Source organism: Mucilaginibacter sp. RCC_168, assembly GCF_041355315.1.
Lineage (GTDB): Bacteria > Bacteroidota > Bacteroidia > Sphingobacteriales > Sphingobacteriaceae > Mucilaginibacter.
The window spans coordinates 1-23,512 of record NZ_JBFUPN010000026.1 but is presented as its reverse complement, the minus strand read 5'-3'; the positions used below and the strand labels follow the sequence as shown (position 1 = coordinate 23,512).

Annotated in this window: 23 protein-coding genes; 15 read left to right on the top strand and 8 right to left on the bottom strand. The window is 43.4% G+C overall.

The window, feature by feature from the left end:
* Nucleotides 1-11 precede the first annotated feature (11 nt).
* On the bottom strand, nt 12-800 hold the full coding sequence (locus AB6735_RS22775; protein ID WP_370998386.1) for a DUF1835 domain-containing protein: 789 nt from the start codon (nt 798-800) through the stop codon (nt 12-14).
* Between the two features lie 118 nt (nt 801-918).
* On the opposite strand from AB6735_RS22775, the gene AB6735_RS22770 reads away from it, so the two are divergent.
* Complete coding sequence (locus tag AB6735_RS22770) at nt 919-1,251, top strand: hypothetical protein (protein WP_370998385.1); 333 nt, start codon at nt 919-921, stop codon at nt 1,249-1,251.
* Here AB6735_RS22770 and AB6735_RS22765 read toward each other — a convergent pair.
* Entirely contained in the window at nt 1,248-1,730 is a 483-nt protein-coding gene (locus AB6735_RS22765; RefSeq protein ID WP_370998384.1) for a carboxypeptidase-like regulatory domain-containing protein, read from the bottom strand. The genes AB6735_RS22770 and AB6735_RS22765 overlap by 4 nt on opposite strands.
* Before the next feature lie 677 nt (nt 1,731-2,407).
* Between AB6735_RS22765 and AB6735_RS22760 the strand changes: the two genes are divergently transcribed.
* Nucleotides 2,408-3,286: a serine hydrolase domain-containing protein gene (locus AB6735_RS22760; protein WP_370998383.1), complete on the top strand. Its 879-nt coding sequence runs from the start codon at nt 2,408-2,410 to the stop codon at nt 3,284-3,286.
* A 745-nt stretch (nt 3,287-4,031) separates the two neighbouring features.
* On the opposite strand, the gene AB6735_RS22755 is transcribed toward AB6735_RS22760, so the two are convergent.
* Nucleotides 4,032-7,358: a vitamin B12-dependent ribonucleotide reductase gene (locus AB6735_RS22755; protein ID WP_370998382.1), complete on the bottom strand. Its 3,327-nt coding sequence runs from the start codon at nt 7,356-7,358 to the stop codon at nt 4,032-4,034.
* Nucleotides 7,359-7,631: 273 nt separating this feature from the next.
* Between AB6735_RS22755 and AB6735_RS22750 the strand changes: the two genes are divergently transcribed.
* The gene (locus AB6735_RS22750) at nt 7,632-8,126 is read left to right on the top strand and encodes a thioredoxin family protein (protein ID WP_370998381.1); all 495 of its coding nucleotides are present in this window, start codon (nt 7,632-7,634) and stop codon (nt 8,124-8,126) included.
* Nucleotides 8,127-8,237: 111 nt separating this feature from the next.
* Here AB6735_RS22750 and pyk read toward each other — a convergent pair whose 3' ends face one another.
* Together pyk and AB6735_RS22740 are read right to left on the bottom strand one after the other, a co-directional pair.
* Nucleotides 8,238-9,674, bottom strand: coding sequence for a pyruvate kinase (gene pyk, locus AB6735_RS22745; RefSeq protein ID WP_370998380.1), 1,437 nt, complete (start codon nt 9,672-9,674; stop codon nt 8,238-8,240).
* A gap of 71 nt (nt 9,675-9,745) precedes the next feature.
* Nucleotides 9,746-10,171, bottom strand: a complete 426-nt coding sequence (locus AB6735_RS22740; RefSeq protein ID WP_370998379.1) for an IPExxxVDY family protein — start codon at nt 10,169-10,171, stop codon at nt 9,746-9,748.
* Nucleotides 10,172-10,319: 148 nt separating this feature from the next.
* On the opposite strand from AB6735_RS22740, the gene AB6735_RS22735 reads away from it, so the two are divergent.
* The 3 genes from AB6735_RS22735 to rnc are packed head-to-tail and all read left to right on the top strand — an operon-like array spanning nt 10,320 to nt 12,567.
* Complete coding sequence (locus tag AB6735_RS22735; protein WP_031266521.1) at nt 10,320-10,556, top strand: acyl carrier protein; 237 nt, start codon at nt 10,320-10,322, stop codon at nt 10,554-10,556.
* 19 nt (nt 10,557-10,575) lie between these two features.
* The gene (gene fabF, locus AB6735_RS22730; RefSeq protein WP_370998377.1) at nt 10,576-11,829 is read left to right on the top strand and encodes a beta-ketoacyl-ACP synthase II; all 1,254 of its coding nucleotides are present in this window, start codon (nt 10,576-10,578) and stop codon (nt 11,827-11,829) included.
* A 12-nt stretch (nt 11,830-11,841) separates the two neighbouring features.
* Nucleotides 11,842-12,567 (top strand): ribonuclease III, encoded by a 726-nt coding sequence (gene rnc, locus AB6735_RS22725; protein WP_370998376.1) that lies wholly within the window; start codon nt 11,842-11,844, stop codon nt 12,565-12,567.
* Nucleotides 12,568-12,747: 180 nt separating this feature from the next.
* Here the strand turns inward: rnc and AB6735_RS22720 are convergent, their stop codons facing one another.
* A complete protein-coding gene (locus tag AB6735_RS22720; protein WP_370998375.1) occupies nt 12,748-13,545 on the bottom strand; it encodes a hypothetical protein in 798 nt (265 codons plus the stop codon).
* Between the two features lie 218 nt (nt 13,546-13,763).
* On the opposite strand from AB6735_RS22720, the gene AB6735_RS22715 reads away from it, so the two are divergent.
* From AB6735_RS22715 to AB6735_RS22680, 8 genes are all read left to right on the top strand, one after another.
* Nucleotides 13,764-14,639, top strand: coding sequence for a YicC/YloC family endoribonuclease (locus AB6735_RS22715; RefSeq protein ID WP_370998374.1), 876 nt, complete (start codon nt 13,764-13,766; stop codon nt 14,637-14,639).
* Between the two features lie 90 nt (nt 14,640-14,729).
* Entirely contained in the window at nt 14,730-15,311 is a 582-nt protein-coding gene (gmk, locus tag AB6735_RS22710; protein ID WP_370998373.1) for a guanylate kinase, read from the top strand.
* Nucleotides 15,312-15,398: 87 nt separating this feature from the next.
* Nucleotides 15,399-15,971: a nicotinate (nicotinamide) nucleotide adenylyltransferase gene (nadD, locus tag AB6735_RS22705; protein ID WP_370998372.1), complete on the top strand. Its 573-nt coding sequence runs from the start codon at nt 15,399-15,401 to the stop codon at nt 15,969-15,971.
* Nucleotides 15,972-16,089: 118 nt separating this feature from the next.
* Entirely contained in the window at nt 16,090-16,689 is a 600-nt protein-coding gene (locus AB6735_RS22700) for a tRNA-(ms[2]io[6]A)-hydroxylase (protein WP_370998371.1), read from the top strand.
* Nucleotides 16,690-16,758: 69 nt separating this feature from the next.
* Entirely contained in the window at nt 16,759-17,955 is a 1,197-nt protein-coding gene (locus AB6735_RS22695) for a sensor histidine kinase (protein WP_370998370.1), read from the top strand.
* A gap of 2 nt (nt 17,956-17,957) precedes the next feature.
* On the top strand, nt 17,958-18,659 hold the full coding sequence (locus AB6735_RS22690) for a LytR/AlgR family response regulator transcription factor (protein WP_370998369.1): 702 nt from the start codon (nt 17,958-17,960) through the stop codon (nt 18,657-18,659).
* Between the two features lie 127 nt (nt 18,660-18,786).
* A complete protein-coding gene (locus AB6735_RS22685; protein WP_370998368.1) occupies nt 18,787-19,524 on the top strand; it encodes a hypothetical protein in 738 nt (245 codons plus the stop codon).
* Nucleotides 19,525-19,630: 106 nt separating this feature from the next.
* Nucleotides 19,631-20,164, top strand: a complete 534-nt coding sequence (locus tag AB6735_RS22680) for a hypothetical protein (RefSeq protein ID WP_370998367.1) — start codon at nt 19,631-19,633, stop codon at nt 20,162-20,164.
* Nucleotides 20,165-20,232: 68 nt separating this feature from the next.
* Here the strand turns inward: AB6735_RS22680 and AB6735_RS22675 are convergent, their stop codons facing one another.
* Nucleotides 20,233-21,831 (bottom strand): FAD-dependent oxidoreductase, encoded by a 1,599-nt coding sequence (locus AB6735_RS22675; protein ID WP_370998366.1) that lies wholly within the window; start codon nt 21,829-21,831, stop codon nt 20,233-20,235.
* Between the two features lie 7 nt (nt 21,832-21,838).
* Nucleotides 21,839-22,549 (bottom strand): SAM-dependent methyltransferase, encoded by a 711-nt coding sequence (locus AB6735_RS22670; protein ID WP_370998365.1) that lies wholly within the window; start codon nt 22,547-22,549, stop codon nt 21,839-21,841.
* 56 nt (nt 22,550-22,605) lie between these two features.
* On the opposite strand from AB6735_RS22670, the gene AB6735_RS22665 reads away from it, so the two are divergent.
* A complete protein-coding gene (locus AB6735_RS22665; protein ID WP_370998364.1) occupies nt 22,606-23,322 on the top strand; it encodes a hypothetical protein in 717 nt (238 codons plus the stop codon).
* Nucleotides 23,323-23,512 lie beyond the last annotated feature (190 nt).

The window sequence follows — 23,512 nt, the reverse complement described above, 5'->3', positions numbered from 1 at the left end:
ATTACCCTATTTTATAGGCTAATGAGTTGTTTTTGCTGCAAACGATCAAGGTAAATATCTATCTCCGCATCGCCCATACCGAATATTTTATCCTCGTTCCAAAAGGTGGCGTATATGGACGAACGCGTTTTAGCACCGCTATTGTAAATATCCAGCAGTCGTTGTTCAATATAACCCAGGCCAGCTTCATTTACCTGCAAGCGTTTTAAATGGGCCTGTAAAGCAGGCTTTAGTAAGGGTATGCCGCCCCCAAAATTATTTTTGTTGAGCCATTTTTCCAGTTCGGCGGCATCACTCTGCACATATAGCTGCCAGGCTTCGGTAGCCAGTTCAAACTCCCACTCGTTCAGGCGTTCACGGCCATCATATAGCTCCTCAAACTGCTCTCCGTTGAGTTCGCCCAGGCCTTTGGCAAAATTAAACTGTACACAATCGGCCAGACAAATCAAATAAATAGCCGGTGCCGACATATCAGTTTTGCGGCTAAGCATCTGTAAAACGCCCAGTAAATTCACCTGGCAATGCAGGTCGAACTCAAACCAGAGATTAATTTCAGTATAGTCGCTATTGAGTTTACCCAATTCCTCAATTACTTTATGCTGATAGGTATCAATGTCCTCTTTGAAGGTTTGGCTGATCCATTGGGCACGCGCGCTCCAGAAACTGCCCGAGAGGATATTTTCCTGCAAAGGCCCCTCAGAAAGCACTTCGCGCCATACCAGTACATCACCATCCAGGCCTGTTTCGTTAAATCCCGACAGGGCGGCATCTCCGTTTAAAATATGCAATATGTTACTCATAGGTTTTTAGAATTAGTAGCGAAACAACAGCTTTAATGGCTGGAGCATCCTGATGGTAAAAATAAATTTAAAAAAGCAGCAATTATACTTCGCCAAAAATTTAAAGAAAATTTTGAAAATGAAATACGCTGGTCTATTGGGATCCTTTGGCCTGGAAACCTTTTTAAAAATGCTGGGTGGGAAGGGAGGCCTACTTAGTTTTTCCCAAACTATCGTCCATAAACTTTTGCTGGCTGGTTTTGATATATATCCTGATATCATAATCAGACATCTTTTTGATCTGTTCGATACCCGGACGGTATTTATCCATAAAATCCAGCAGGGAATCGCCTTTAAGGTTGGTGATGGCGCCGACCAGGCTTTCGCTGAAGCGGCTGTCGATATACCGGTTTTGTTCGTCCCTGATCAGTACTTTTTTAAATTTATACTCCCGGCTGTGTTTGTAAGTTAAGGCCCGGATAAACTGGGAGGGAACAATCGTGACACCAGCACCGGTAAAAGTCCCGCATTACTGCCAGATACTACGATGATGTCCTTCAACTTTGGCGCAGAGGCATTAAACTCCTTCGCGAACATTTTACGGTTATTCAATGAATCTTTAACGCGGTCTCTTTTGGCGGTTACATGAACTTCATTGAGTTCAATAATCGCGGCTTCTAAACCGATCCGGATATTTTTATTATTTGCCGGATTAAGCGGCAGTACATATAATTTATACCCCTGCATTTTTACCCTGAGCGTATCATTTGTTTTGGCTCCAACAACGCTAAATTCACCTTGTATACCAGTAATTACATTCGCTTTAGATGTAGCTATCCAGGCGCCGGTAAGTGGCCGTCCTGTTCTTTCATCGGTCACAACACCGTTAACTGTTTGCCCGTAGGAGCATAAGCAGACATATATCAGGAGCAGGGTAAGCAGGCTGCGCATTAGTTTATATGTTTTGATAATCAAATCATTACAAACATAACTACCATGCGTGGTTGATGAAATTAGTTTAACGTTTTTTAACTTATGGCGGTTAAATTCCCTCCCATTGGGATGCTGCGGTGGTTTATGTTGCCGCACCAGGCCAACGCTTCGTATAGGAAAAGTATATGGTAAAGTGTTAAAGATGGTTTAAAATATGAGGTAATTGATTGAAATATTGGTGGTTGATGGCTAAAAATTTCCGATATTTAATCACCATCAAAAACCAAAGCCATGAAAAGTATCTATATCGCAATCGTGTTCCTAATGGCAACTGTGCCGCTGATATTAGCACCGCCGTCACCCATCGTGAACAAAAAAGCCAGACATTGTACTGCGCACCATCGGGCGGATATTAAAATACATCGTTGCAAGAAAGCGTTTTAAATTCTTGATTCTTGAGAGATGCTGGATAACCCACCTTGTGGGTAACATGAATAACGTCTTCGACTTAAGTTCAGTTGAAAGCTGAATTTTTAGTACCACGAATTAAAAGTTTGTGGTAGTAAAGCACTGAAAGCTTAAATCAGCATACGTTAGGGATAGCGTAATAAAAATCTATATTTGAAATATCCTTGCTTCAAAATTGATTAAAGCAAACAATCCTATTAATCTGCATAGCTGTGAATCCGCTTTCTATGAATAATGTAATCAGACAGATAAAGGATGCACTACTTTTATTTCCAGAACAAACACAACTGGCCATTAGCGTAATCAAGCATCAAAAAGTTATTCATTACGGGTTTGTTAAAAATAGCGATGGTACAAGTGTTATCAATAATGCTGAAGCTGCATTTGAAATAGGATCAATTACTAAAGTTTTTACAGCAACCCTGCTTGCTTTGATGATTGAAAGTGGAAAACTCTGCCTTGATGACCCTATTGAAAAGTTTCTTCCTTTCACGATCAAGGGAAAACCGGCAATTACATTGAAACACCTGGTAAGTCATACTTCCGGCTTGCCCAGATTGCCATCTGATTTTTTTTCACATCCAGACTACTTAGCTTCAAATCCGTACCTGAATTATAATGAGCAACGGCTGATAACCTATTTATCTGAATATATTGAACTTGAAAGCTCTCCGGGTGAACAATTCAGTTATTCCAATTTAGGTTATGGTTTATTAAGCTATGTGCTGACCATATTCAATGATCAGTTGTTTGAAAAACTGATTGAAAAATATATTTTATTGCCACTTAAAATGCACCATTCCGGGTTTAACCGGAAAAGCATTAAAACCAGCATCGTAAAAGGAATGGATAGTCAGGGTGCTATTGCTTCTTCTTGGGATGGCGGCGTGTTAAGCGGTTGTGTGGGTATGCTTTCTACCTCCTCTGATCTTTCGAAATTTGCCTTGCAAATGCTAAAGCCAAAAAAGGTTGACAATTTACAGTTACAGGTTCTCGCAGAGATAAGACCTGGAGCAAGTATGTGTATGGGTTGGGCCAGATCTTCGGCACTTCAGGAACCTGAAATATTTGGCATGGAGGCGGTACCGCTGGTTTTGGCTCGGTGATAGCCTTTAGCCGCCAACGGCAGACGGCTACGTTGATCCTTTCAAACGCAGAGCCAGAAAGCTTTAAAAAATTCATTGAACCGTATGCTCAACAATTACTGTGATGTTACAACTGCCATCGCCCTTCTACATCAGCGGTAAATCCAGTAAAGCCTAATTTGCTTTGCGTAAAAGATCTCTCCTCATACTTCGTTCGAGATGACAACCATTTTAATTTACTTTCCTCTTTTCTTCCGTCAGCAGAACAGCTTCGGGTGCTTTTTAATTATTGAATTACTGATTTAGTGAATTATTGATTTTTACGCTATAAAGTAATTCTTCTTTTCCCCACCAGCAGAACAGCTTCGGGCGAAAGCGGGCAGAACGATGGTGGATTGTGCGGCTGCAGGGGCATTGCGAACCTTACCTGAAGGAAGGATGATGAGCGAATGAAGTAGAGGTAAGGTTTAGCAGCCTGTGGTTCTGCCCGCTTTGCAGCGTAGAGGCCTGTGCGGCAAAGAAGCATTTCTGCTGAAAGCCCTTTGGTTACTTTGTGGCTACAAAGTGACTGGCCTCCCGCGGCCAAGAGCGGGTATACGCCAGGTAAAGCGCCTCTGTAATGGTGAGCTTCGTGAGGAGATTACCCGCTACGCAATGACAAGGTAGTTATAGGATGATGGTGCTTAAACAAAAAACCCTGCCTTACGACAGGGTTCGCACATTTAACTATTTATACTGAACAAAAACTTCATGGGTTTAACCCAACTTACGAACAACCCATGGAGTTGCCGCAGTTAAGGCATTTGTAACAGGTGCCCGAACGCAGGGTGGTGTGCCCGCATACGTTGCAGCTGGGGGCATCGCTTTGTACACCCATACTCAAATCGACGGAAAGGCCTTGTTTTTTGCCGTTGTTAAAACCAGCCGGGTTATTAACCGGTACATATACATTACTTTCGTCGGTATTAAAATCCTCATCGCCCATTTGCGGGTTGCCGAGAGTAGCATTGTTTTCGGTAAGCACGTGTACCAGGTCGGTACGGTTTTGATATTCATAGCCCAGCATCCTGAAAATATAATCGATAATACTGGTGGCGCTTTTGATATTGGCATGTCCCGATACCATACCGGCGGGTTCAAAGCGGGTAAAAGTGAATTTTTCTACATACTCTTCCAGTGGTACACCGTATTGTAAGCCCACCGAAACGGCAATGGCAAAACAGTTCATGAGCGAGCGGAAGGTAGCGCCTTCCTTGTGCATATCCACAAATATTTCACCCAGGGTACCATCCTCATACTCGCCGGTGCGCACAAATACGGTTTGTCCGTCGATAATGGCCTTCTGCGTAAATCCACCACGTTTAAAGGGCAGATTCTTTTTCTCTACCACGCGTGATAGCTGCCGCATAAAGTTAGTATCCTTGGATCTTTCCATGATGGCCATAGCTGCCTCGATCACCTGCTCGGGAGTCAGGTCGCTTAGTTTTACATTGGCAGCTTCACCCAATACCTCTTCCACAGTTTCCAATTTATCATCGGCCTCCTCTTTTGCGTCGGATTTGGTGGATAACGGCTGACTCAGCTTGCAGCCATCACGGTAAAGTGCATTTGCTTTCAGGCCCAGTTCCCATGACAGCTGATAACAATCCTTGATCTCGTCAACTTTGGCCTCATTGGGCAGGTTGATGGTTTTTGATATGGCGCCAGAAAGGAAAGGTTGCGCGGCGGCCATCATTTTGATGTGGCCATGCGCATGGATGTAACGCTCGCCTTTGGCACCGCATTTATTGGCACAATCAAATATGGGGTAATGCCCTTCTTTTAAATAAGGGGCTCCTTCAATGGTCATGGTACCGCAGATGTATTCATTGGCTTCGGCTATTTGTTTTTTATTGAAACCGAGCGCGCGCAATACGTTAAAGTCGGGCGCGTTGTATTGATCGGCAGTAATGCCCAGGCGTTTCAGGCATTCCTCGCCCAGCGACCAGATATTGAACGCAAAGCTGATCTCAAAGGCTGATACCAAACCTTTGTCGAGCTTTTCCAGTTCATCATCGGTAAAACCTTTAGCTTTCAGGCTGTCGGTATTCACATGCGGCGCTCCTTTTAAACTGGCTGAGCCCTTGGCGTAGTTTACAATGGCGGTAACTTCGTGCTCCCGATAGCCCAGGTTGCGCAGCGCTTCGGGCACGGCCTGGTTAATGATCTTGAAATAACCGCCGCCCGATAGCTTTTTGAATTTTACCAGCGCGAAATCGGGTTCGATGCCGGTAGTATCACAATCCATCACCAGACCAATGGTGCCGGTTGGGGCGATAACTGTGGTTTGGGCATTACGATAACCATATTTCTCCCCCATTTCCACTGCCTTATCCCAGGCATTGCAGGCGGCAGACAACAGGTAATCGGGACAATATTTAGGGTCGATGCCCGGAGGAGCGATCTCTAAATTCTCGTAATTTTCGATAGAGTTATAGGCCGCGTAACGATGGTTGCGCATTACCCGCAGCATATGCTGTTTATTATCATTGTATTTGCGGAAAGGCCCCAGCTCGCGGGCCATTTCTGCCGATGCGGCATACGCTGTACCCGTCATAATAGCCGTGATGGCTCCGCCAATAGCGCGGGCCTTGTCGCTGTCATAAGGGATACCGTTCACCATTAAGGCCGAACCCAGGTTGGCATAGCCCAGACCCAGCGTACGGTAATCATAGGATAGCTGCGCTACTTCTTTAGATGGGAATTGCGCCATTAGTACCGAAATTTCCAGTACAATAGTCCACATGCGGCAGGCATGCTCAAAGCCCTTTACATCAAATACCCGGGTTTGCGGATCAAAGAAATGCGCCAGATTTATAGAGGCCAGGTTACAGGCCGTATTATCCAGGAACATGTATTCGGAGCAGGGATTGGAGGCATTGATGCGGCCACTCTCCGGACAGGTATGCCACTCGTTAATGGTGGTATCAAACTGCACACCCGGATCGGCACAGGCCCAGGCCGCGAAAGCGATATCGTCCCATAGTTTTTGCGAGGCTACGGTTTTGGTCACCTTCCCGGTAATGCGACTGGTGAGTTCCCAGGGCTTTCCACCTTTGAGGGCATGAAAAAAGCTATTGGGTACACGCACCGAATTATTAGAGTTTTGGCCCGATACCGTACGATAAGCCTCGCCTTCATAATCAGATGAATAACCGGCGGCAATCAGCGCGGCCACTTTCTTTTCTTCCTCTACTTTCCAGTTCACAAAACCCTCAATTTCGGGGTGATCCAGATTAAGACAAACCATTTTGGCCGCCCTGCGGGTTGTACCGCCTGATTTGATAGCACCAGCAGCACGGTCGCCTATTTTGAGGAAGGACATTAAGCCCGATGAATAGCCGCCACCGGCCAGCTTTTCTGTTTCGCCGCGAATTTTGGAGAAGTTGGTACCCACGCCCGAGCCATATTTAAATATGCGGGCCTCACGAACCCATAAATCCATGATGCCGCCCTCATTCACCAGGTCGTCATCAACAGATAGGATAAAGCAGGCATGCGGCTGCGGGCGCTCGTAAGCCGAGGTTGATTTACTCAGCACTTCGGTGAGCGGATCCACAAAATAATGCCCCTGCGGCTTGCCGGTGATGCCATACGAGGTATGCAAGCCGGTATTGAACCATTGCGGCGAGTTTGGTGCAGCCAATTGCCCAACAATGGTGTAAACTATTTCATCATAAAAAATATCAGCGTCTTTTGGGGTAGCGAAGTAGCCGTAACGTACGCCCCAATCTTTCCAGCAGTTGGCCATGCGGTGGGCCACCTGCTTAATGCTTTTTTCGGATCCGATGCTGCCATCGGCCTGTGGAACACCGGCCTTGCGGAAATACTTTTGCGCCAGGATATCAGTTGCCACCTGGCTCCAGGTGGCGGGCACTTCTACATCGTTCATTTCAAACACGGCATCGCCTGATGGATTACGGATCACCGACGATCGTTTATCATATTTAAACAGATCAAATACGTTAGTTCCTTCTTTAGTGAAGTAGCGTGTTGTTTTAAGCCCTTTCCCGCTGCTGGTGGCGGACATTTTGGAGGTAATGTTTTTGGCCATAGTATAATAGATTGGAGATAAGTGTTGGTATTTCCAAAACACTAAGGGTGTTTTAATCAAAGCTATTAGTATAGGTATTATCTTTTATTTCAGAGTTTTCCACACATGTCAGTTAATAGGCCTTCACATTGTATATTTATTTTTAAATAACTAATTATCAATAATTTATACGTGTTAATAATTAAATTTTTACCATTTTATATCATTTTTTTGTAGCTTACAGGGTATTGGTCAGCTATATTAAACTGTCAATTAAATTACCAATCCCTACACATGAAAAAATTAATTCTGATAGCATTTATCTCCGCTTTTACGCTGAGCGCCTACGCGCAGGAGCAACCAAAAATATACAACCCAGATGCCGATGCCAAAGCAGAGATCACAGCCGCCGTAAAACAGGCGGCGCAGCAGCATAAAAACGTGCTTTTACAAATTGGCGGTAACTGGTGCGTTTGGTGCCTGCGCTTTAACGACCTGGTGACTAAAGATGCCGATCTGAATAAATACCTGAATGATAATTACGTGGTTTTGCATGTAAACTACAGCAAAGAAAACGAGAATAAAGCTGTACTGGCCGGGTTGGGCTATCCACAGCGTTTCGGTTTCCCGGTATTTGTGGTGCTTGATGGTAAGGGCGCCCGCCTGCATACCCAAAACTCAGGCTACCTGGAAGAGGGTAAGGGCCATAGTAAAGAAAAGGTGATGGACTTTTTGAAAGACTGGTCGCCTACCGCTCTTGATCCTAAAACTTACGAAAAGGCGAAGTAAGACCTCTCCCAACCCTCTCCAAAGGAGAGGGCTTTGATTAGCATATCAACCAACAAAAAAGGCTCACCTTTACGGCGAGCCTTTTTCCATTAAAAGTATATTTAAATAAGGTTATTCAACAATGCTTACTTTAAGCATATTGGTTTTACCTTGTTTAATAATAGGCACAGCGGCAGTGTTAATCACTACGTCGCCGGCTTTGATGAGGTCTTCTGATTTCAGCATAGCGTTTACATCGGCAATGGTTTGGTCGGTACTTTCCAGTTTATCATAGAAGAAAGCACGTACACCCCAAACCAAACTCAAAGCATTTAGTAGTTGCTTGTTGGATGTAAATATATAGGTACTTGCCTGTGGTCTGTGGCTCGAGATCTGGAAAGCGGTATAACCCGATGTAGTCATGGATACGATACCTACCGCATTAGTATGCTGCGCCAGGTGAACCGCCGATTCGCAAACCGCGTTGCTCAGGTAATCTGGCGATGATGGGTCGGTATCATTTACCTTAGCGGTATTAAAGCTGTAACCAAATTCTTCTACGTTACGCACAATTTTGGCCATCGTTTCAATAACAATAACCGGGAACTCACCAACCGAGGTTTCGCCGCTAAGCATCACCGCGTCGGCGCCATCCAGTACAGAGTTGGCTACGTCATTTACCTCAGCACGTGTCGGGCGCGGGGTAGTGATCATAGATTCCAGCATCTGGGTAGCCACAATTACCGGTTTTGAAGCCGCACGACATTTAGTAGCGATCATTTTTTGCAGCAATGGCACTTCTTCCAATGGCATTTCCACGCCAAGGTCGCCACGGGCTACCATCACACCGTCGGTAGCAGCAATAATTTCGTCAATGTTATCAATAGCTTCCGGTTTCTCCACTTTAGCTATAACCTTGGCTGCTTTGCCGCTTTGAGCAATAATACGTTTCAGTTCTATAATATCCTGACCGGTACGTACAAATGATAAACCTATCCACTCCACATCATATTTCAATGCGAATTGCAGATTGATAAGATCTTCTTCGGTTAAGCTTGGGATAGATACTTTGGTGTTGGGCAGGTTAACGCCTTTACGTGAAGTTAAGATACCGCCGTGTACCACTTCGCAGATAACCGTGTCTTTTTTGTTGGTTTCAATAACGCGCAACTGCAGTTTGCCGTCGTCCAATAAAATAATTTCATTGGCCTGTACATCCTGAGGGAAGGTATCATAAGTAATGTAGATCTGCTCGTCGTTACCGATACATTCCTGAGTGGTAATTTTAATATGAGTTCCGTTAACCAGGTGTATGCCCCCATCTTTTACCAAACCAATACGGATTTTAGGGCCCTGCAAATCAGCCAGGATGCCAATGTTGGTTTTGTATTGTTCGTTAATTTCGCGAATGATGTCAATTACGGCTTTATGATCCTCCGGTCTTCCGTGCGAAAAATTAAGGCGGCAAACATTAACACCGGCTTTGATCATGGCTAATAAAACATCTTTTTTAGCTGAGGCCGGGCCCATGGTGGCTACAATTTTAGTACGATTATAGTATAGTTTCATATTGTTCGGGTTAAACTGGCTTACATTATATATTTAGTGTAAAACCAACACTCTTTTTTTTAAATTTTGCGCTAAAATAACAGATTTTCCCGTGATTTTATTTTTTTCGGATCAATCTTTACGGCGGCCACAACTTCGGGTATCTTATTAATGGTTGATATCAGGTTGTCCAGGTCGTCGTCGTCAATGTAATTGCGGATCATGATAAAGTAATCGGCGCTCCTTATCTCGGGCACCAGATAACCATCAGATCCCTTATTACCAATAAAATAGAAGTCGGTTTCGGTGGTTTCCCACTGGTAATGGAACAGGGAGAACAATACAGGTTCGGCCCCTTGATAAATATCAACGGCGAGATCGTTTGACCTGGTGAAATTAAAATTTAAAGATTTGTTGATAAGGTAACAAATGCGGTAATCTTTTAATGATGTGGTTATCGCGATAAGCACAAAATCAAAATCGATCTCAAACTTTAAAAATTTCCTGTTCAAAATCATTACTTTTACAAACGTCAAAATTACGAATACAAACCGTTTGAATAAAATTTTGTTACCGAAATATATTGTAAAAGTTTTAGATTTGATAATTGACAGAATTTATTTTTCTTTGCACTGAATTTTTATTAATCATTAAACTATAAAGACTATGTCTGATATCGCTTCAAGAGTAAAAGCTATTATCGTAGAAAAACTGGGTGTTGACGAAAGTGAAGTTACACCAGAAGCGAGTTTCACCAATGATCTTGGTGCCGACTCGTTAGACACCGTGGAACTAATCATGGAGTTTGAAAAAGAATTTAACGTGGCTATTCCTGACGATCAGGCAGAAACTATTGGTACTGTTGGCCAGGCAGTTGCTTATCTTGAAAAAAACGTTAAATAAGACTCCCTAACTGGATTAAATGGAGTTTAAAAGAGTTGTAGTAACCGGGCTTGGAGCACTTACTCCAATTGGTAACACGGTTTCAGAGTACTGGAACGGTTTGATCAATGGGGTAAGTGGCGCTGCCTTAATCAAAAGTTTTGATACTGAAAAGTTCAAAACTAAATTCGCATGCGAAGTAAAGAACTTTGATGCGGATGGTTTTTTGGGCCGTAAAGACGCCCGTAAATTAGATCCCTTTGTTCAATACGCTCTTTTTTCAACTGAGGAAGCCGTAAAAGACGCGGGATTGGATTTTACAAAATTAGATACCAGCCGTATAGGAGTTATCTGGGGGTCAGGTATTGGTGGTTTAAAAACGTTTTTGGATGAAGTAGTTAACTTTGCCAAAGGCGACGGTTCACCCCGTTTTAACCCCTTCTTTATCCCTAAAATGATAGCAGATATTGCTCCAGGCCATATTTCTATCAAATATGGTTTACGCGGGCCAAATTTCTCAACCGTTTCTGCCTGTGCTTCATCAAACAATTCATTGATCGATTCATTTAACTATATCCGTCTGGGTAAAGCCAATATGTTCATCAGTGGTGGTTCTGAAGCTATTATTAACGAAGCGGGTATCGGAGGCTTTAACGCCATGCACGCTTTATCAACCCGTAATGATGATCCGGCAACGGCATCACGTCCGTTTGATCTGGACAGGGATGGTTTTGTGGCCGGCGAAGGTGCAGGTACCATAATTTTAGAAGAACTGGAGCATGCAAAAGCCCGTGGCGCTAAAATTTATGCCGAAATGATGGGCGGAGGCATGAGCGCAGATGCTTACCACATGACAGCACCACATCCCGAGGGGCTTGGCGCCGCGTTGGTTATGCGTGCCGCTTTAGAAGATGCCAACCTTACCCCTGCAGATATTGATTATGTAAATGTTCACGGAACATCTACACCAATTGGCGACCCGCAGGAGATTAAGGCTATACATGATGTTTTTGGCGATGATCTTTATCGTATCAATATCAGCTCAACCAAATCAATGACAGGTCACCTGTTAGGCGCGGCTGGCGCAGTTGAAGCGATAGCGTCAATATTAGCTTTAAAAAATGGTATCATCCCCCCTACTATTAACCATTTTACAGACGATCCTGCTTTTGACCCCAAAATCAACTTTACCTTTAACACCGCCCAAAAGCGCGAAATAAGGATAGTTCAAAGCAACGGATTTGGTTTTGGTGGCCATAATGCTTCTGTTATATTTAAAAAGTACGAAGATTAATTGTGGTTGTGAATGCCTATCAGTCAGTTTTATAAGCTATATCTATCCCCCAACAGGAAATACGTTAAGATTTTAAAGAATTTGCTCGGTTTTGTGCCGGGCAATTTGTCTTTATACCGTTTGGCTTTCCGGCATAAGTCGGTTGCCCAAAATGTAAAAAAAGGGGTAAAAAACAGTAACGAACGCCTGGAGTTTCTGGGTGATGCCGTGCTGGGCAGTGTAGTGGCCGAAGTGCTCTTTAAGCTGTATCCTTATGAAGATGAAGGCTTTTTGACCGAACTTCGCTCCAAAATAGTAAGCCGGGTAAACCTTAACCAGCTTGCCCGAAAACTGGGTTTTGATAAACTGATTGAGTATGATAGCCGCATGCTTAACTCAAGTCGGCAGGGATCATTGCTGGGCGATGCCTTTGAAGCACTGGTTGGTGCCGTTTATCTGGATAAAGGGTATGATTTTACCAAAAGCTTTTTGATTAACCACATCATCAAATCGCATATTGATATTCATAAACTGGAGCAAACTGAAACTAATTTCAAAAGTAAGCTGATTGAATGGTGCCAGCGCCATGGCCGCGACATTCTTTTTGAATTAGTGACCAACCAGTTTGGCGAAAGTGCCAAACTTTTTACCGTACAAGCCAGTGTTGATGGCGAAGTAGTAGGTGAAGGCAAGGAATTCAGTAAAAAGAACGCCGAAAAACTGGCCGCAGAAAAAGCCTGTGAATCCTTGGGGATTTAAGGGACTTGGGAGCAAAGACTTTGGGATTAAGGACTTTTAGATCAATCTTAGGATTAAGAAACCCTCGTCTAAAAACCTTTAATTAATTATTCCTCTTCTTTTTCTATCCTTACTCTTTGCTCTAAAGATCTTTGTTCTATCGCATCCTTGCTCTTTGTTCCCAAATCCTTACTCCCAAAATCAATGTTTTTCTTTTTTCAAGGTTTCACCGGGCTGTGACAGTTGCAGTGTGCTGTCCCTTTTGATAAATGTTGGTGAGTTCAATCCTTCAAGCATATCTTTTTCGCCGCTGTTTTTATAATACTCATACGACTTTTGCATGTGTTTGATCAAGTCATAATCAGTCCAGCCTTTCAGGTCTTCGTATGATGGGGTATAGTAATTCATAAACCGGCGGGCAGCGCTGTCAGTTGGCAATTTGGTATACTGTTTCACAAAATAAATATTGTACCGTCTGTTAATTTCGGCCTGCTCGGCCTCGCCTTTGGCAAAGTTGGCAAAACGACGTGCACGGCCCGGGGTTTTGCCAAAAAGTTCATAAAGCCCCGTGATCGGACTGCTTAAAAATGAGAGTACAGGGGGCTTACCATTGTAATAAGTACCCTGTTTACGGTAATCCTTCATCACATCATTAAGTTCCTGCTTTTTGGTTTGGCCAAGCACTTTTACTTCGGCCAGCTTAATAACCGGCTGCATATATACCGGCATATCGCTGTTATTCAACACTACAATTTTTTGCGGGGTAAACTCATCTTTAGTAAAAAGCAAGGTATCGCCGGCAGAGGCCTTTATCGAAAACCAACCCAGGTCATCGCTGATCATCAGGCTGCTTGTTTTGAGATTTTTGATCAAAACCTGCCCCATACGTTCGGGCGTGTTCTTTTTTGAGATCACTCCTTTGAGCGTAAATTCCTGAGCTGAGGCTATTAAAGCAGAACAAATACAGGCAATAAGAAGCAGGGGAAAACGATAATGCATGTGTGATATTGAACGCAAAGATACCAACAGTATTTTACACCAAATGTAAAAAAGTGTTAAAGTTCTGTGATAGAAGGAGTCCGAAAGTCGGGAAAGTCAGTAAAGTCCGGAAGTTTTAACATTTAGGTATTATTCCAGCTAAATATATTTCAGCTTTCCCGACTTTCGGACTTCTCCCTCCCCTTTCAAACTTCAAAACAAAAACCCTATCTTTGCACATGATAAAATCCATGACAGGGTATGGAATTGCCAGTTTTGACTCCGGTAATACTAAATATACCGTTGAGATCAAATCCCTGAACAGCAAATTTCTTGAGTTATCTCTCCGCTTGCCCAAAATATTCTCCGAAAAGGAGTTTCAGCTGCGTAATGATTGCAGTAAGCAAATTGAGCGTGGTAAAGTAAACCTGTCTATCAATATTGAGCAGGTAAATGCCGCGGTAAAGGCTGCAGGTATTGATAAAGATCTGCTTAAACAATATTATCTGCAGTTAAAAGAGGTAAGTCAGGAGCTTAATGAACCCACCACCAACCTGTTGCAACTTGCTTTGGGCTTACCAGAAGTGGTAAAATATGATGATGAAACCGCATCAGAAGATGAATGGAAGTTGGTTGAAAAAACCTTTCAGCAGGCTTTGGCTGCTTTTCAGCAATTCCGCGCAGATGAGGGAAATGTGCTCGAAAACGATGTAAAACACCGCATCAATATCATTCTGAAAAACCTGGAACTGGTAGAATTGGAAGACCCTAAACGCGTACCCCTTATACGCGAGCGCCTGAATACTTTTTTAAGTGAAGCTGCCGACAGGGAAGCTATCGACCAAAATCGCTTTGAGCAGGAGCTGATTTATTATATTGATAAACTGGATATCACCGAAGAAAAAATACGCCTGAAAACACATTGTGAATATTTTATCGAAACCCTGAAAAATGCCGACGCCAATGGTAAAAAACTCGGTTTTATCTCACAGGAAATCGGTCGCGAAATAAATACTCTGGGTTCCAAAGCCAATGATGCCAACATTCAAAAGCTGGTAGTAGGCATGAAAGAAGAGCTCGAAAAAATTAAAGAACAACTGTTAAACGTTTTATAGTTTACTGGTTCATTGGTTCATTAGTTCATTGGTTTCATGCTGATGGAAAACTGCACCAATGAACTAATAAGCAAATGAACTAATGAACTAATGGCCAAAGAAGGTAAACTCATTATATTCTCAGCCCCGTCCGGAGCGGGTAAAACCACTATAGTACATCACTTACTTGGCAAAATGCCCGAGTTGGAATTTTCCATTTCGGCAACTACCCGCGAATGCCGCGGCGAAGAGGTGAACGGGAAAGATTACTACTTTATCAGCAAAGAAGAGTTTTTGCACCGTATTGCCAAAAAGCAGTTTGTGGAGTTTGAAGAAGTTTACTCCGGTACATTTTACGGCACACTGCGTACAGAAATTGAACGCATCTGGGAAAAAGGCAAAACCGTGATATTCGATATCGACGTTGAAGGCGGCATGCACCTGAAACGTAAATACGACGGGCAGGCACTGGCTATATTTGTACAACCGCCATCATTGGAGGTTTTGATAGAACGCCTTACCGGCCGGGGTACTGATAGTGAAGAAAAACTAAAAGAACGCTTTGCCAAAGCCGAAAAAGAACTAAAGTACGCCCCTCAGTTTGATATTATCCTTAAAAATTACGATCTTGATACGGCTTGCAAGGAAGCTGAACAACTGGTAAGAGATTTTATTAGCCCCCCAGCCCCTTAAAGGGGGAGTTCTGGATAACTCATTCAGGGCGGGGCCCTACAAAAACACTTTTAATTATTCCCCTTTCAGGGGGTTAAGGGGCACATTATGAAAATAGGCTTACTGTTTGGTTCATTTAATCCCATACATATTGGGCACCTGATTATTGCCAATTATATGGCCAACCATACCACACTGGATAAAGTTTGGCTGGTGGTATCGCCGCAAAACCCGCTTAAAAAGTATGGCGACCTGATTAATACTTACGACAGGCTGGAAATGGCTAAACTGGCTACAGACCATGCTACCAATATCAGCGTAAGCGATGTAGAACTGAAACTGCCTCAACCATCCTACACCATTGATACCCTTGCCCATCTGAAAGAAAAGTATCCGGAACATGACTTTGCCCTCATTATGGGATCAGACAACCTGGGAACACTGCACAAATGGAAAAATTATAAGCTGATATTGCGCGATTACAAAATATTTGTGTACCCACGCCCGGGCTATGAAAATGCCGAACTGGCCGATCATCCCGCGGTCACCATTACCATGACACCGCAAATGGAGCTATCGGCAACCTTTATCCGCAAATCTATCGCCGAAAAAAAGAACGTGCAATATTTTGTACCAGACCCAGTTTTAAATTTTATTGAAAGCAAGGGACTATATAGATGAATTGAAGGCTTAAAGCAGAAAGCTTAAAGCTTTTTCCTGTATTAAGCTTTTTCCTGTCTTTTTATCGCTTTCGGCTTTGAGCCTTCAGCTTTAAGCTTTTTCCCCCTATCTTTGCTCCGTGAGCGAAAAAACCATACTTAAACTACAGCTGCCTACCGATCCGCTTTGGGTTAAAAACGTGGTGGAAAGCAATATTGAGGAGCTACTGACCGATCATGCTTTTTGTGAGCAAAAGGCAGCCAGCAATGCCATTACCCTTATTGTGCAAAACCCCAACCTGAATGATCTGGTCCAGGAAATGGCCCTGTTGGTTCAGGAAGAAATGGATCATTTTAAACGCGTACACGATATTATACTACAACGCGGTTTTGTGCTGGGCCGCGAGCGCAAAGATAATTATGTGAACGAGCTTCGTAAATTCATCATCATAGGTGGCGGTCGTGAAGCTCAATTGATCGATAGGCTATTATTTTCGGCCATGATCGAGGCCCGTAGTTGCGAACGGTTCAAGGTACTATCAGAAAATATAGGCGACGCTTATTTATCTGAGTTTTATCACGAATTGATGGTAAGCGAAGCCACACACTATGCCATGTTTATTCGCCTGGCTAAAAAATATGCTGTTGAGATAGATGTGGAAAAACGCTGGAAAGAATTTCTGGAATATGAAGCACAAGTAATTCAGAATTACGGTAAAAGTGAAACCATACACGGGTAATTCATCTATACAAACAGGCTAAATACCGATACATTTTTTATTACTGGCTTTGAATGCGTTACTTTATGTATGTCGCGCTTTAAAGCTTTTTCTGTTATTATACATATTGCCGGCTGGCTGCTGTTCATGGCCTTCCCGCTGTTGTTCCTAAATAACCGTGGGCAAAATGATATTACCTGGTCGTTGTTGCAAAAGCACAGTTACTGGTTGTTTTGCTATACCTATATTTTTCTTTTTTACAGCAACGCTTACTTTTTTATCCCTCAGTTCTTTTTAAAAAGGAAGTACGTGTTATACAGCGTTATTGTACTGCTGCTATTTGGCGCGGTGTATTATCTGCAACCATTTGACAAGCTATTGCACAGTATAGGAAACCGGGAAAGAGGCTTTTACAGAAACAACCGACCACCATTTGAATCATTAGCCCCAGGTTATCCAGACCCCGGGACTCCGCCCCCTGATGGAAAAATGGAGCCGCGCGCAAGATCTCAGGCCGATAGGCCGGGGCAGTTCCCTCCACCCACACCCTTCAATGGGCAAGGCCCCGGTAAGCATCGTTTACTGCACTTACGACCAATGGATAGCATCAGTCTGTTCATATTTATGATGATCATGGCGCTAAGTACCGCTATCAGGATCATACAGCAATGGCGGCTCACCGAACGACGCGCCATACAAGCCGAGGCCGATAAAACCACCGCCGAGCTTTCCTTTTTAAAGGCCCAGATCAATCCGCACTTTTTATTCAATACGCTCAACAATATTTACACGCTTGCCGTTATAAAGGATGATCATGCTGCCGATAGCATCATGAAACTATCAAACATTATGCGTTACGTAACCGATGATGTAGTGGCCGATCAGGTACCACTGCAAAACGAAGTGGATTGTATCAGTGACTATATTGAATTACAGCGTTTACGTATTGGTAGTAATACCAGGGTAAATTTTATTGTGACGGGCGATGTTGAGAACAAAAAAATAGCGCCACTTGTTCTGATGACCTTTATTGAAAACGTATTTAAATACGGTGTAAGTAAACATGAAAAAACAACCATCGATATTAAGATCGGCGTAAGTGATACGGATATTTCTTTCTTCTGCAGAAACCACATTTTTGTGCATCGAGAGGCAAATCAGCGTGGTGGAATAGGCATCAGGAATACGCAACTGCGCTTAAATCATTTATACCCAGACAAGCATTTACTCAATATTTGGAATGAGGATAATGAGTATTCGGTACAGCTAATAATTAATCAAATATAGTTATGACATTGCAATGTATAGCTATTGATGATGAACCACTGGCCTTACGGCTCATAAGCGAATATGTATCACGTTTTCCGGCATTGCAGCTGATCAAAACATTTGATGATGCCATATCCGGCGCCGAGTTTTTAAAGACCAAACCAATCGATCTGCTTTTCATCGATATTAATATGCCCGATATTACTGGTATCGACCTGGTGCGGTCCCTACAGGTAAAACCCATGGTAATATTTACCACCGCTTATAAAAACTTTGCTTACGAAGGCTTTGAACTGGAAGCGTTGGATTACCTCCTGAAACCCATTGATTTTAAACGCTTTGAAAAAGCAGTAGAAAAGGCCATTGATTATCACCGTTACAAGAGTCAGACAGACACCGGACAGCCCGAGGAGAGCCTGTATGTATATTCAGAATACCGCATGGTAAAAATTGACCTGAGCGCCATTGAATATATTGAAAGTATGGAAGATTATATCAAGATACATCAAACCAATGCACCAACGGTACTTACACTATTGTCATTAAAAAAAGTACTTGAAAAACTGCCTGCCGATAAATTTCAGCGCATACACCGCAGCTATATTGTACCGCTCGGTAAGATCCGTTCTATCCAGAACCGCAAAATTAAACTAACCGACGTAGAGCTTCCCGTAAGCGACAGCTATCATGAAACCATCCGTAACTGGATGAAATTCAGATGAAAAAAACGTATCTATCGGCACAAAACCTCCATTTACCGATACATTTCGCCTCCAGATAGCTTCGTCACCTACATTTACTGGAGTTAATAAAACACATTGTTTAACCCCTTATTAATCCCTGTAGATCATGGAACGTAAAAGCTTTCTTCGCACCTTTGCAGTAGCCGCAGCAGCTGGCCCTTTGCTTATTGAAGCCTGTAAAAAAGACGCCTCATCAACCCAAACAGAAACCACCACAACTACCACATCAACTAATGGCACTACGTGCATTACTACGGCAACAGAGGAAGAAGGCCCCTTTCCTTATCCAAGCGGTGAGATCAACAATCCGCTTAACCGGGTAGATGTTACCGGCGGGCAAACCGGTGTGCCCTTATCTATCAGCTTTGTGGTGGTGAACACCAATGACAATTGTAACGTGGTAAGCGGGGCACGTATCGACATATGGCATTGTAATAAAGATGGTTATTATTCTGGTTATGGTAACCAACCCGGTGTACTTGGCACCAAAAGTTACATTGGCGAAACCTGGTTAAGGGGTTATCAGCTTACTGATACTTCTGGTGTGGCCAAATTTACCACCATTTACCCGGGATGGTACTCCGGGCGGGCCACCCACATCCACATGGAGGTATTTATCAATAACGTGCTCAAGAAAATAACGCAGATGGCTTTTTCAGAAACCATATCTGACGCGGTACATGTCTCAACGCTGTACGCCGCGCATGGTATAAATACCACCCGAAATGCTACCGATCAGGTTTTCGGTGATTCAGCGACCGACCTGGCCAATGAAACCATCGCCTTAACAGGTAGTGTCTCTGCCGGCTATTCCGGAACCTATACTATTGGTGTAGCACTTTAAAGTAATGAGTTGTGGGTAGTGCGTTTTGAGTATAAAAAGAAATTTCTACTCAATCTCCAACAAACCCAACTCAAAACTCATCACTTATAACTCAAACTAAAAGAAAATGGCACTCATCAAATTAGCATACAAACAGATCATTGATGCATCGGCGCAGGGCCGGTTTGAAAAAAGCATATTACAGGCATCATATCAGGAGTTTTTACTCAAAATGCAGACTTACAACCCCAATCGGGAGTTTAAAACTTTTACCGCGTTAAAGGCACATGATGGCCGGGCCAATTCGTTGCATTATAAATTGAGTTTCGCGGTTGGACATTTTATACAGGCTCTGGATAATAAGATACCCGAATTGACCGATAACCTGGGTAATCCAGTCAAATTTGAGCAGCCGCAATTTGAACTGATTGAATCGCACATCGATGATATTTCATCGCACAAGGTGGCTATCATTTATACCACCGGTATTTTAACACTGGTCAATCAACTGGCGGAGTTTATGGTATTGGCGGAGGGTGATGTATCCGAAAAGTTTGTGACCGATACCTTTATATTAAAAATGCAGCAGGGGCTTTCCATCACCAGCTACCAGGAATATCAACCCGAGCCTATGTTTAAAGATACTTTTCAACAGGTTTAATCTTATTTATCCCCTTTTTTCATCATGTCAGGTTGGCGTCTGTGTGTTTACATGCAGGCGCTTTTTTGTTATGCTTTTACAAAGCCTACCACGTTCTGCAGGTAGTTATCCATCATATCAATATCTACCACATCATTAATAAAGCCGATATGCATATCCGGGCGAACGATGATGGCTTTCTTCTGTTTCTCTTTAATACCAAAGGCGTCAAATACGTGCTGATTTTTAGCTGATGGCGGCAGGTAAAAAAAGTTAAGGGTTCCCGTATAGTTTTGGGTGATCCATTTGGCCAGGGTAAACAGATCGAGCTCTTGTAATTTACCCAAGGTTATCATGGTAAAACCAGGCTTACTGCACCACTCATGCAGATCGGTTTCCTGCTGTTTCTTTTCGTCGAACACTTTGAGGTACGGCAGCCTGTCGCCTGCTTTTACGGGTGAGTCATGACTCAGGTGTAAATTGATCTGACTTTCGCGATAGTTGATACCGGTTTGAGATATCCGCTTAAAAAAAGCTTCACGTAAGGCAGGTTTGCCCCAAACATTCTTCAGAATAGCCGGCAATGCCCATTTTTTGAACAGGCCCACAAACCAATTTCGCGATAGTATCAATTTAAAAATACGATCGGTGGTGTTCAGCAGGTCTTTGGCTACAGGCATCCGCTCGACGGCATAGCTGTCCAATATTTTTTCCTGCAGTTGGTTATTTACTACGCCTGCCAGTTTCCAGGCCAGGTTATAGGCATCCTGCAAACCGGTGTTCATGCCCTGCCCGCCTACCGGCGAATGGATATGCGCTGCATCACCAATTAAAAAGCACCTGTCTTTCTTAAAACTATCGGCCATACGGTGATGCAACTGATAGGTAGTAAACCAGTTGGTTTGTTCTACTTCGATAGTTTGCCCGGTAATAGTATTCAGAAAGGGCAATATCTCTTCTATCTGTAAATCTTCATGTTGATCGAGTCCTACGGGTAACTGGCCAACAATGCGATAGCACGGCTCCTCGGGCATTGGGAAAAACGCCGCGAACTCTTTTTGAGCTAAAAACAAATTCACCTTATCGCCAAAAGGGTTGGCTATTTTCACATCGGCCAGGTAAAACTGGTGCTGATAGGTATCGCCATTAAATAGTATGTTTAATTGTTTACGCACCAAGCTATGTGCCCCATCGGCGCCGATGAGCCAGTCGCAGGTCATGTACCGGGTTTCCTCACCAGTTTGTAATTGCACCAACACTTTACCAGACTGCTGTTCAATCGTAAATAACGATGTATTCCAGTAAACCGGGCAACAATTCAATGTTAAAAAATCAAGCAAAAGGCGTTCGTTCTTGTTTTGCTGATACAGATGCACAAATGGGAAGGCGGTTTGCCCCTGGCCCACATTACTTAATGATAAGGAGGCTACCTCTTTACCTTCCTGGTTGAATGCAACCCCTGAAGCTTGTTTGCCCCCTTTTATAATGGTATTAATAACGCCCATTTGCCGGTAGATCTCCAGCGAACGGGCCTGCACAGCCAAGGCTTTGGAATGGGTGGTTGGCCCCTGTTTACTATCAATAATTACCGGCTGCACACCATAACGCAATAACTGGGCGGCCATCATTAAACCCGATGGGCCCGATCCTACTATCAATACGCTGGTATGCTGCTGCGTAACCGTCATTGTTTATTTATGGATGAAAAAGCAGGAAAATTGTTGGCCGTTTATGCAACTCGGGTACTTTTTTCTGCCACTCGGCGATGGTTTTGGTTTGTACAAATTCTGTAGGAGCTGTCAAATCGGTGGCTATACAGAGTTTTGTTTTAGGGTTGGCGGTCTTTAATATTTCTTCCAGCATAGGGTTATTGCGGAACGGCGTTTCAATAAACAACTGCGTTTGATCAAGTTTAATGGCTGCAGCTTCCAGTTCTTTGATCTTTTTGCTGCGTAGCACTTTATCAATGGGCAAATAGCCGTGAAAAGTAAAACTTTGCCCATTAAAGCCAGAAGCCATCAGTGCCAGCAAAATAGAACTTGGGCCTACCAGGGGCACCACTTTAATACCCATGCGGTGTGCTTTATCAACAATTTCAGCGCCAGGATCGGCTATGCCGGGGCAGCCTGCTTCGCTCATTAGCCCCACATCATTACCGGCCTGCAGACCTTTAAAAAAGTCAGCCTTACCCATATCGCGGTTATGTTTGCTGTAGTCGTGAATGAGTAGCTCGCTTTGCGGCGTTTTTAAACCGGCCAGCTTTAAAAATTTGCGGGCGGTTTTTTCATTCTCCACAATATACTCTTTGATACTGTTAATAGTATCAACCAGGTAAGGAGTAAATGATTGGGCAGCCGTTTCTTCGGCCAGCGGTACGGGTATTAAAAAAAGGGTTCCATAGGGCATATTGCAAAGTTGGTGTTTTTTGTTTAATTTAAGCTATTGAAAGGAGCCTGAAAAAAATGAATTCATTAGGCGTAAACTGGTTTATTGAGGGATATATTGATTTTGAGCAAAAAAAGTATGTCCTGCTAAGTTACTTACAGGAAATTAACCGCCATTTTGATAAGAGCCGGCTGTATCCCAACCTGGCCGATCTTATTTTTCATTACAACAACCTGATTGATTTTAGAAAGAACAAAACGGTGTTGCAACAGGCCTTCCCGCAGCGCTTAACGCAGGCAGATATCGACGCGGTAAAGCTCACCTACCAAAAGATCGTTCAAGACGATCAAAACATGCAGGAGATTGAACAGATTATTGCCTATGCCCTGTCAAAAATGGATCCTGCGATACAAACCGGCAAAGAGATATATGACTTTGTGGAGAGTCGCCTTAATATCGACCCGGTGGGTATTGTGCCCCTGATGCCCTATCATGGTTATTTTTCGTTACGGAATGGCAAGGAACGCACCAACCGGATATATGAATATCACCTTACTATTTTCGAGGATAAAGATGATAAGTACCGGGGCATCAACATATCGTTTATTGACACCTACGAGCACAGCATCACTAACACGCCCGAGGCTATGAAGCTGAGCCTGATCAACCGTAACAAATTTTTACCCAATCCGGCGGTATATTATATGCATTGCGATATTACTTTTCCGCTGGAGCAAACCTTGTTACCGATAGCCAAAAGATGCCTGGTAAAATATATTTCGAACGCGGCGTAAACTTTCCGTTTTTGTTCCCTCCCCACGGGAGGGGTGCAGCGGGGATGTGTAATGGCAGGGAGGGGTTTCCGCGACAAGTATGGCAAATAAACCCCTCCCTACACCCTCCCGTTGGGCTACTGTGTGGACACAAGTATGCTATAAAAGTTCGATTTTTGCGAAATGGATGAACCTATAAATTCGAACCCTG

What these genes read in the sequence shown, in the direction of transcription:
- AB6735_RS22715 (WP_370998374.1), top strand. Translation starts at nt 13,764, where the DNA reads ATGATAAAATCCATGACAGGGTATGGAATTGCCAGTTTTGACTCCGGT.
- pyk (WP_370998380.1), bottom strand. Translation starts at nt 9,674, where the DNA reads ATGAAACTATACTATAATCGTACTAAAATTGTAGCCACCATGGGCCCG.
- gmk (WP_370998373.1), top strand. Translation starts at nt 14,730, where the DNA reads ATGGCCAAAGAAGGTAAACTCATTATATTCTCAGCCCCGTCCGGAGCG.
- AB6735_RS22685 (WP_370998368.1), top strand. Translation starts at nt 18,787, where the DNA reads ATGGAACGTAAAAGCTTTCTTCGCACCTTTGCAGTAGCCGCAGCAGCT.
- AB6735_RS22770 (WP_370998385.1), top strand. Translation starts at nt 919, where the DNA reads ATGAAATACGCTGGTCTATTGGGATCCTTTGGCCTGGAAACCTTTTTA.
- AB6735_RS22750 (WP_370998381.1), top strand. Translation starts at nt 7,632, where the DNA reads ATGAAAAAATTAATTCTGATAGCATTTATCTCCGCTTTTACGCTGAGC.
- AB6735_RS22755 (WP_370998382.1), bottom strand. Translation starts at nt 7,358, where the DNA reads ATGGCCAAAAACATTACCTCCAAAATGTCCGCCACCAGCAGCGGGAAA.
- nadD (WP_370998372.1), top strand. Translation starts at nt 15,399, where the DNA reads ATGAAAATAGGCTTACTGTTTGGTTCATTTAATCCCATACATATTGGG.
- fabF (WP_370998377.1), top strand. Translation starts at nt 10,576, where the DNA reads ATGGAGTTTAAAAGAGTTGTAGTAACCGGGCTTGGAGCACTTACTCCA.
- AB6735_RS22735 (WP_031266521.1), top strand. Translation starts at nt 10,320, where the DNA reads ATGTCTGATATCGCTTCAAGAGTAAAAGCTATTATCGTAGAAAAACTG.
- AB6735_RS22760 (WP_370998383.1), top strand. Translation starts at nt 2,408, where the DNA reads ATGAATAATGTAATCAGACAGATAAAGGATGCACTACTTTTATTTCCA.
- AB6735_RS22765 (WP_370998384.1), bottom strand. Translation starts at nt 1,730, where the DNA reads ATGCGCAGCCTGCTTACCCTGCTCCTGATATATGTCTGCTTATGCTCC.
- AB6735_RS22720 (WP_370998375.1), bottom strand. Translation starts at nt 13,545, where the DNA reads ATGCATTATCGTTTTCCCCTGCTTCTTATTGCCTGTATTTGTTCTGCT.
- AB6735_RS22665 (WP_370998364.1), top strand. Translation starts at nt 22,606, where the DNA reads ATGAATTCATTAGGCGTAAACTGGTTTATTGAGGGATATATTGATTTT.
- AB6735_RS22740 (WP_370998379.1), bottom strand. Translation starts at nt 10,171, where the DNA reads ATGATTTTGAACAGGAAATTTTTAAAGTTTGAGATCGATTTTGATTTT.
- AB6735_RS22775 (WP_370998386.1), bottom strand. Translation starts at nt 800, where the DNA reads ATGAGTAACATATTGCATATTTTAAACGGAGATGCCGCCCTGTCGGGA.
- rnc (WP_370998376.1), top strand. Translation starts at nt 11,842, where the DNA reads ATGCCTATCAGTCAGTTTTATAAGCTATATCTATCCCCCAACAGGAAA.
- AB6735_RS22690 (WP_370998369.1), top strand. Translation starts at nt 17,958, where the DNA reads ATGACATTGCAATGTATAGCTATTGATGATGAACCACTGGCCTTACGG.
- AB6735_RS22695 (WP_370998370.1), top strand. Translation starts at nt 16,759, where the DNA reads ATGTCGCGCTTTAAAGCTTTTTCTGTTATTATACATATTGCCGGCTGG.
- AB6735_RS22680 (WP_370998367.1), top strand. Translation starts at nt 19,631, where the DNA reads ATGGCACTCATCAAATTAGCATACAAACAGATCATTGATGCATCGGCG.
- AB6735_RS22670 (WP_370998365.1), bottom strand. Translation starts at nt 22,549, where the DNA reads ATGCCCTATGGAACCCTTTTTTTAATACCCGTACCGCTGGCCGAAGAA.
- AB6735_RS22675 (WP_370998366.1), bottom strand. Translation starts at nt 21,831, where the DNA reads ATGACGGTTACGCAGCAGCATACCAGCGTATTGATAGTAGGATCGGGC.